Source organism: Bacillus sp. NPDC060175 (assembly GCF_042728695.1).
In the GTDB taxonomy this organism is placed as follows: Bacteria; Bacillota; Bacilli; order Bacillales; family Bacillaceae_G; genus Bacillus_A.
Genome location: NZ_JBHWYR010000135.1, coordinates 1 through 7,497 on the forward strand (window position 1 = coordinate 1; position 7,497 = coordinate 7,497).

Annotated in this window: 6 protein-coding genes; all 6 read left to right on the top strand. The window is 32.1% G+C overall.

Translation table 11 applies throughout. The features are described from left to right. Positions 1 to 417: 417 nt before the first annotated feature. Positions 418 to 1,668 carry a hypothetical protein gene (locus ACFWDE_RS29235; RefSeq protein WP_377896234.1) on the top strand — a complete coding sequence of 417 codons (1,251 nt, stop codon included), beginning with the start codon at positions 418 to 420 and terminating at the stop codon, positions 1,666 to 1,668. 67 nt (positions 1,669 to 1,735) lie between these two features. After that, positions 1,736 to 2,494: a TSUP family transporter gene (locus ACFWDE_RS29240; protein ID WP_377896235.1), complete on the top strand. Its 759-nt coding sequence runs from the start codon at positions 1,736 to 1,738 to the stop codon at positions 2,492 to 2,494. Between the two features lie 253 nt (positions 2,495 to 2,747). Then, a complete protein-coding gene (locus ACFWDE_RS29245) occupies positions 2,748 to 3,407 on the top strand; it encodes a CatB-related O-acetyltransferase (protein WP_264540824.1) in 660 nt (219 codons plus the stop codon). A 386-nt stretch (positions 3,408 to 3,793) separates the two neighbouring features. Further along, complete coding sequence (locus ACFWDE_RS29250; protein WP_377896236.1) at positions 3,794 to 5,107, top strand: D-alanyl-D-alanine carboxypeptidase family protein; 1,314 nt, start codon at positions 3,794 to 3,796, stop codon at positions 5,105 to 5,107. Between the two features lie 700 nt (positions 5,108 to 5,807). Further along, positions 5,808 to 6,323 (top strand): transglycosylase SLT domain-containing protein, encoded by a 516-nt coding sequence (locus ACFWDE_RS29255; protein ID WP_002161771.1) that lies wholly within the window; start codon positions 5,808 to 5,810, stop codon positions 6,321 to 6,323. Positions 6,324 to 6,513: 190 nt separating this feature from the next. Next, positions 6,514 to 7,497 (top strand): acyltransferase family protein (locus ACFWDE_RS29260; protein WP_377896237.1); only part of this gene is annotated, 984 nt, incomplete at its 3' end.

The window sequence follows — 7,497 nt, forward strand, 5'->3', positions numbered from 1 at the left end:
CCGTAGTTGGTTCAATGGAATACGGATTACCTTATAAATAGTCTGACTATTTTTTATAAAAAAACTATTTATTTACATTTTTTTGTTTCGTGTTATATTTTTAATGTTAACATAGTTGTATTGAAAATTCTGATTTTAAAATTAGGAAAACTTTAGAAAATGAAATACTCTTACTTGAATTGAAAATCATATAAACATAGTTTGAAAGTAAAGTATGAAAATGAATTAGATTTTCAAATTAAATATGCCAATTCAAGGGGAATTCGTTGGAGAAATGTAACTAAGAGGAAATCTCGTATCATTCACGTTTAGTATCTGTAAATTGGTGGCTCTAATAGTTCTGACGAAAAGTAAAAAAGAAGTAGTTCATTTAACAGGAGATAGGGTGTAGAAAAATAAAATAACGGAGGTTTTATAATGAATAAAGGAATACTGCAGATTACGGAAATTGAAGAAATTACTATTCCTAATGTATTGAAGGATAAAATCAAGAATCTAATAGACAATGAATTAAACACTCATAATCCTTATACTTGTGATCAAGAAATAGCTGCAAGCTTTTCAAAAGAGTGGCTCATTTGTTTGATTGACTATTCAAAGAAAACTCCGAATTCAGATGTAAAAAAACTACTTCATATGATAAAAGAAGCGAATTGTGGTGGGAACGTACCGCCTATACTTATTAAAAATATTCCGTGTGATCCTATGGAAACCCTATTACCTGGGGAAAATCGCAAAGGCTTTAATTATGGTGAAAACGAACACGATAGAATGAAAAAATATTTTTATGCTGAATGGGTCACATGGCTTTTTGCCACACTTTTTAATTATGATGCTTTGATTCATCCGTCCGAACATGCAGGGAAAAATAGATTTCATCTCATTTCTCCTTTAAACAATGATGAAGTTTTGCGAAATGTCGGTGCAAGCACTGGTGGCGGAAACTTTTATCAACATAACGATGCCACAGTATATACAGATATGAAAAATCAATTGCATATTGAAGCAAGATTGAAATCGTTCAATACGAATTTAGAGATTGTATCGAATAGACTTAATAAATCCGTCGAACTAATAGTTTCGGAAATTACTTGCGGCAAATTTACTAGGGTTGATGCTCTTTTATTAAAAGGAGTGTTAAATTTAAAAACCAATACTCATATTGGAACGCCAAAATTACTTCAAAAGCATCTTGAAGAAAATCACTTCAGTAAAGATGATATATTGGCGATAAGTAAAATGCCTATTGCTCATATCGCAGGAATGGCGGATGGTGAAATATCGGGATTTGTAGGGGAAATAAACCAAATCATATTTTTGGATGATAATGGTGATATTATTGCAACTTGTTTGAATGGAGCAGAAAATAGATTGATTTATGTGGGGGGAAGTGAAGAAGAAAAATTGAAATTTGACATGTTTTTGGAACTGTTACGAACAATGCCTACTTATAAAGTTCCGCTTACATCTGAAGATTTATTGATTATGCCAAATTCATACTATGGTAAGCAAACGAATGTAACTCATGGTAGAGAAAGGTTATCGGAGGAAGAATACAAAATTCCGATTGGTGATAATAAGTATGGACGTAGAATTGTTTGCAGGCAATACGTTTCCAGCCGATTACGCGACCAGAAAGAGAGTTACTTTACAGATATCATAAACTAGTTTAGAGAGAGGAGGGAGAATGGGAAGGTTTGGGCTATAATAGCTCAAACCTTCCCATTCCCTTTATATGGATTTTACTATTGAATTACTCATATTATTATTTTTAGTAGCTATTTTAGCAGGATGGATAGATACAATTGCTGGGGGCGGTGGTATGATAACTATCCCAGTAATGTTATTAGTAGGTATGTCTCCTTCTGTAGCAATAGCAACTAATAAACTACAAGGGAGTAGCGGAACCCTCATGGCAACTGTGATTTTTATTAAGAAGAAAGAAATTAATCTCAAAGAAATGCGTTTGTCCATCTTAATGACCTTTTTTGGATCTATTTTGGGTGGATGGCTTATTTTACAGATACGAGCTGAATATCTAATCATGATATTACCTTTCTTACTTATTATTATTGGTCTTTATTTTCTATTATCTCCAAATATAGCAAACGAAGATCGACCGAGAAAAATAAGTATGTTGTTGTTTGCGTTAACAGTGGCTCCATTCCTTGGATTTTATGATGGTTTCTTCGGCCCAGGAACAGGTAGCTTAATTGCTTTAGCGTTCATTCTTTTATGTGGATATAGTACTACAAGAGCAACTGCAAATGCTAAGATCTTGAATTTTACAAGTAATTTCGCTGCTTTGTTGTATTTTATTATTTTTGGCCAAATTGATTGGACAATTGGGGTGATTATGATGCTTGGTCAAATCATAGGGTCATATATTGGGGCGAAGATGGTGCTTACAAAAGGGACGTCATTAATACGACCAATAGTGGTTATTGTTTGCTTTGTCATGGCAATTAAAATTTTTTTGCAAAATATTAACTAAATGTAATTACTATATTGTTAGTATAAAAGTTAGATTGTTTTAATGTTCTTATTGCAGTATTACGCAGTTTAAGTTGTGTTCGAAATTACACAATTTGACTTGTGTAATTTATTGCGTTATGCTTTTTTTAGTATAAAAGAAAGGCTTGAAGATAATGATTCGTCGTTTGAAAAAATTTAAAAATGTCGCTGTCGTATTAAGCTTCTAAGTAAATTGCAAAAATCTACCATACTTAGAAGCGAGGAATATAGTTATGAAGCATCCATTATATAATCATTGGTCAGAAACAAAGTATTTAAAAGATATAGTAACAAATCCACTCATTGAAGTAGGAGAGTACTCCTATTATTCTGGTTATTATGGTCATCAAAATTTTGAAGATGGCTGTGTAAGATATTTGTGGGGCGATGCTAAGTCTCGAGTGCTTTTCAATCCAATTGAACAGATGGGTTGGCAACTTGATAAACTCATTATTGGAAATTATGTTTGTATTGCAAGTGGAGTTGTCATTTTAATGGGTGGGAATCATAATCATCACCCTGAATGGATTACAGTTTATCCATTCGTTGAGCAAATAGAACAATCATATGAACCGAAGGGTGATACAGTCATTAAAAGCGATGCCTGGATTGGTATGAATGCTATTATAATGCCTGGCGTTACTATTGGCGAAGGTGCAATTATTGCAGCTGGATCTGTCGTATGTAAAGATGTTCCGCCGTATACAATAGTAGGTGGTAATCCTGCTAAAGAAATAAAGAAACGGTTCACTAATATAGAAATTAATATGCTAATGGAAATGCGTTGGTTTGATTGGGATAGAGAATTGATTGAGAAGGCAATTCCTCTTTTATCTAGTCCAGCCATTGAACCATTATTTGCTTTTTATAAAAATGAAGTGAAAAATAAATAAATCAGCTAGAAAAACTACATTAAATATAGGATGTAGTTTTTTTATTACAAAAAACTGTTACCAGTGTGTTTCGATATTCAATCGGGGCACACTGGTTTTATTTTTTTATAATTGTGGAACAAATGTATTACTTAGATTGTCTATTAAATGTAATCCTAAAAAATATGAAAGTACGGATCATTTTGAAAAATACAAGGGTATTAGAAATAGGGATGTGTGTGGGAATACTAAGTGTCAGTGCGCCTAAAAGGGTGTGATGAGATGGTCTATATGAAAGCGATCCTAAAGTCTTATTTGTAAATAGCCTTTGATAAAACTGTCTATTTTTATAGGGATTATGCTAGAATATCGTTTTTTTGAGTACAAAGATATTGGAGGTAAGAGAATTGAAAGGTATGTTTTACAAAAAATTCATTGTAATAGTAACAGTGCTTACACTATTTTGTAGCATAATTGTTACATCTGGAAGAGCAACAGCGGAAACAGTTCCTGCTATAGACGTAGAAGCAGGATCAGCAATTTTAGTAGAAGCAAATTCCGGAAAAATTTTATATCAAAAAAATGCGGATGAATCATTAGCAATTGCTAGTATGACAAAAATGATGAGTGAATACTTAGTTCATGAAGCGGTGGATAAAGGAAAACTTAAATGGGATCAAAAAATTAAAATTTCTGAATATGCATATAAGATTTCGCAAGATCGCTCATTATCAAACGTTCCATTAGAAAATGGTGGCTCTTATACAGTTAAAGAGTTATATGAGGCAATGGCAATTTACTCTGCAAACGGTGCAACAATTGCTTTAGTTGAAGAAATTGCTGGAAAAGAAGCCGATTTCGTGAAAATGATGAATGATAAGTCAAAAGAGTTTGGAATGAAAAATTATAAATTTGTAAACTCTACAGGCTTAACAAACTATGATTTAAAGGGACATCATCCAGAAGGGACAACCCCAGACGAGAAAAATAAAATGTCCGCAAGAGATTGTGCGATTTTAGCACAACGTCTCGTTCAAGATTTCCCCAAAATGTTAGATACAGCAAAAATCCCAAAAAAAACATTCCAAAAGGGTGGCAAGTATCCAATTGATATGGTGAATTTTAACATGATGTTACAAGGTTTAATTAAGCAATACGAAGGTGTAGATGGGTTGAAAACAGGAACTACTCCAGAAGCTGGTGATTGCTTCACTGGTACAGTAGAAAGAAACGGTATGCGCCTAATTTCTGTAGTGATAAAAGCAAACTCTCATACAGCACGTTTTGATGAGACGAAGAAATTATATGATTATGGATTTGCGAATTTTGAAGTGAAGAAAGTTTATGGGAAAGATGCAGTGGTAAAAGGGCATGAAACAGTGCGAGTAGCAAATGCAAAAGACAAAGATGTAGTTGTTCAAACGAAGCAAGCTGTTTCACTTCCAATGCCAAAGGGCAACAATGACGTTTATAAAAAAGAATTTAAAGTACCGAATAAAGAACAAGAAGCGCCTATTAAAAAGGATGTAACAATTAGTAAAATGATTATTTCGCCTAAAGATAGTACAGATCCTGGATTTTTATCAGGTAAATCATTACAAGTAGACCTTGTAACAAACTCTGATGTAGAACAAGCAAATTGGTTTACACGTTTTATGCGCGAAATCGGATCTTTCTTTAGCGGTATGTGGGATAGTGCGATTGATATAGTAAAAAGCTAACTTTATAGGATAAAACTAAATAGTAATCTGAAACAAAAAGTTTCAAAGTATTATAGATTCTTATGTGGATAGCTTGGAATGGAAGATTGTATTAATTCTCAAATTTGGTTCTTCGGAACTTTTCGTATTGCTACCAAGCTAAACTAAATTTGTATCTATATAAACAAAAAACGCTATTCTTTTTGTATAAATATACAGAAAGGATGGCGTTTTTTATGGATATTTCGATTCAAAGGGTTCTGATGCAAGGTTAGTTTAATAAAGTTACATGATGAAAGAACATTCATTATTCCACCAAGTGAAAATGAAAATTGATATCTGGTACTTATTTCTGTTATTAAATTTTATAAAAATTTAATAAAATCTTTTCTTTCTATTAAATATTTTGTTTTAAATTAATTATATAAAGAAATGGAGGCCAAAAAATGAATTTTTTAAAGAAGTTTAAGTATCTTTTTATAGCGTTTATCCCTTGTATATAGTTATTCTTTAATTTCAATCGAATAGAAAACAAAGTATTCGAGAAAAAAGTACGATTTTAATGGGATATACCATATAGAGGGCCCCCTAATAATTTCACTTGAAAATCGGTAATTAATGAAACCAAGAATAATCATCTGATACACGATTACTAGTTAATATACCCAAAAGATATGATTACTAGAGATACTCTTTGATACTGACAAGTGAGGTGACGTCGATGAGAGGGATATTAATAAAAATCGGAGTATTTATTTTGGTTTTCACAGTAGGGCTATATCTTACAAAATACGCATATGACCATCATACGAACCGAGCTAAAGTAAGAGACACAATTCAACAAATATCAATAGAGCACGGTATGCCACCATGGATTCCTTTATCTATTGCATTCCATGAAAGTAAGTTTGATCAAAATGCAGTTGGAGATCAGGGCACATCATTTGGACTGTTTCAGCTCCACCGGGGTGGACTAGCACCTAAAGATTTAACAAACGAAGATTTGAAAAATGTAGAAACGAATACTCGAATTGCAATATCTAATATGACAAATGCATACAACCGTGGTTTACAGCAGAATTTAAAAGGAGCAGAGCTATTAAAACATGTTGCGAATACCTCAGGGTGGCCTGGAAATAAGGGCGTTCAATGGACGGATAAACAGACAGACTATAACGAGGGTTTAGAAAAAAGTTTTAAAATGTTTTCTAAACGACAATACGATTTTATAGAATGAAATTTCTTTTTTCTTTCTATTACTATATAACTTATGCCTAAATTCGAAAGTTCCTTTAAACAGATACATAGATTGACCTTGTACTGCTTATATTAGGGATTTAAAGAAAGAATATGTACAATTCTCCCACTACACTAGTATAGTGGCCTTTATTAACAGCAAAATTTACAATTTACAAGGAGAATATTTTATGAGTAAGAGAATAAAAGAATTAGATTCCATACGAGGGTTAGCGGCACTTACAGTGGTATTTGGACATTTTTGTTTAATGCTACCATCGTTGCCTAACTCTATTAAATTTTCCCCGCTTAGGTTTTTATGGGCGGGTGGAGAAGCTGTAATCGTTTTTTATGTACTAAGTGGTTTTGTTTTATCTATGGCACTTTATCATTCAAAAACAAATTATTGGGGATATTTAATTAAGCGATTTGTAAGAATCTATATCCCTTATTATTTTTGGATAATCATTACCTTTGCTTTATTTATTTTGTTTTCACCGTATGAAGTGGCAGGACTACGGGATTGGTTCTATGATAGGTGGCAAGGGTCTATAACAAAATTAGATATTATAAACCACTTTGTGCTTCTTAATAACTTTTTTACGGAAAATTATAATCCAGTTATTTGGTCATTGGCTCAAGAAATGCGTATATCTATTGTGTTTCCTTTGTTATTCCTTCTTTTTTATAAACTGAGTTGGAAGAAAACGATACTAATTGCTTTGAGCTTTTCTTTAATTAGTGTTTTCCTTAATATGTTGCATATTGGGAAAGCAGAAGGATTTTATAATGGTTATGCCGATACACTGCATTTCACATCTATGTTTATGGTTGGAATGTTACTTTTTAAGTATCAAGAAAAACTTATTTATTTATATCAAAATATGAAAAAATTTAAAAAAGGATTTCTTATTACATTAGGGATAATTCTATATTTATATTCCATTTTAATTTATGGTTTTTCCCGTAATGACACTACTTTCTTATTAAAAGATTGGGGTGTCGTAATTGGTGTTAGTATATTTATTATCATGGCCATGAGTAACCTAAAAGTAAAAGCATTTTTAAATAAGAGTGTATTTGTATACTTAGGGGAAATTTCATATAGTATCTATTTGTGTCATTTTCCAATCATGATGGTACTATTTAAACTTTTTTATACAAAGATACCTATC

Coding starts and splice junctions, on each gene's coding strand:
- ACFWDE_RS29245 (WP_264540824.1), top strand. CDS start 2,748: ATGAAGCATCCATTATATAATCATTGGTCAGAAACAAAGTATTTAAAA.
- ACFWDE_RS29255 (WP_002161771.1), top strand. CDS start 5,808: ATGAGAGGGATATTAATAAAAATCGGAGTATTTATTTTGGTTTTCACA.
- ACFWDE_RS29240 (WP_377896235.1), top strand. CDS start 1,736: ATGGATTTTACTATTGAATTACTCATATTATTATTTTTAGTAGCTATT.
- ACFWDE_RS29235 (WP_377896234.1), top strand. CDS start 418: ATGAATAAAGGAATACTGCAGATTACGGAAATTGAAGAAATTACTATT.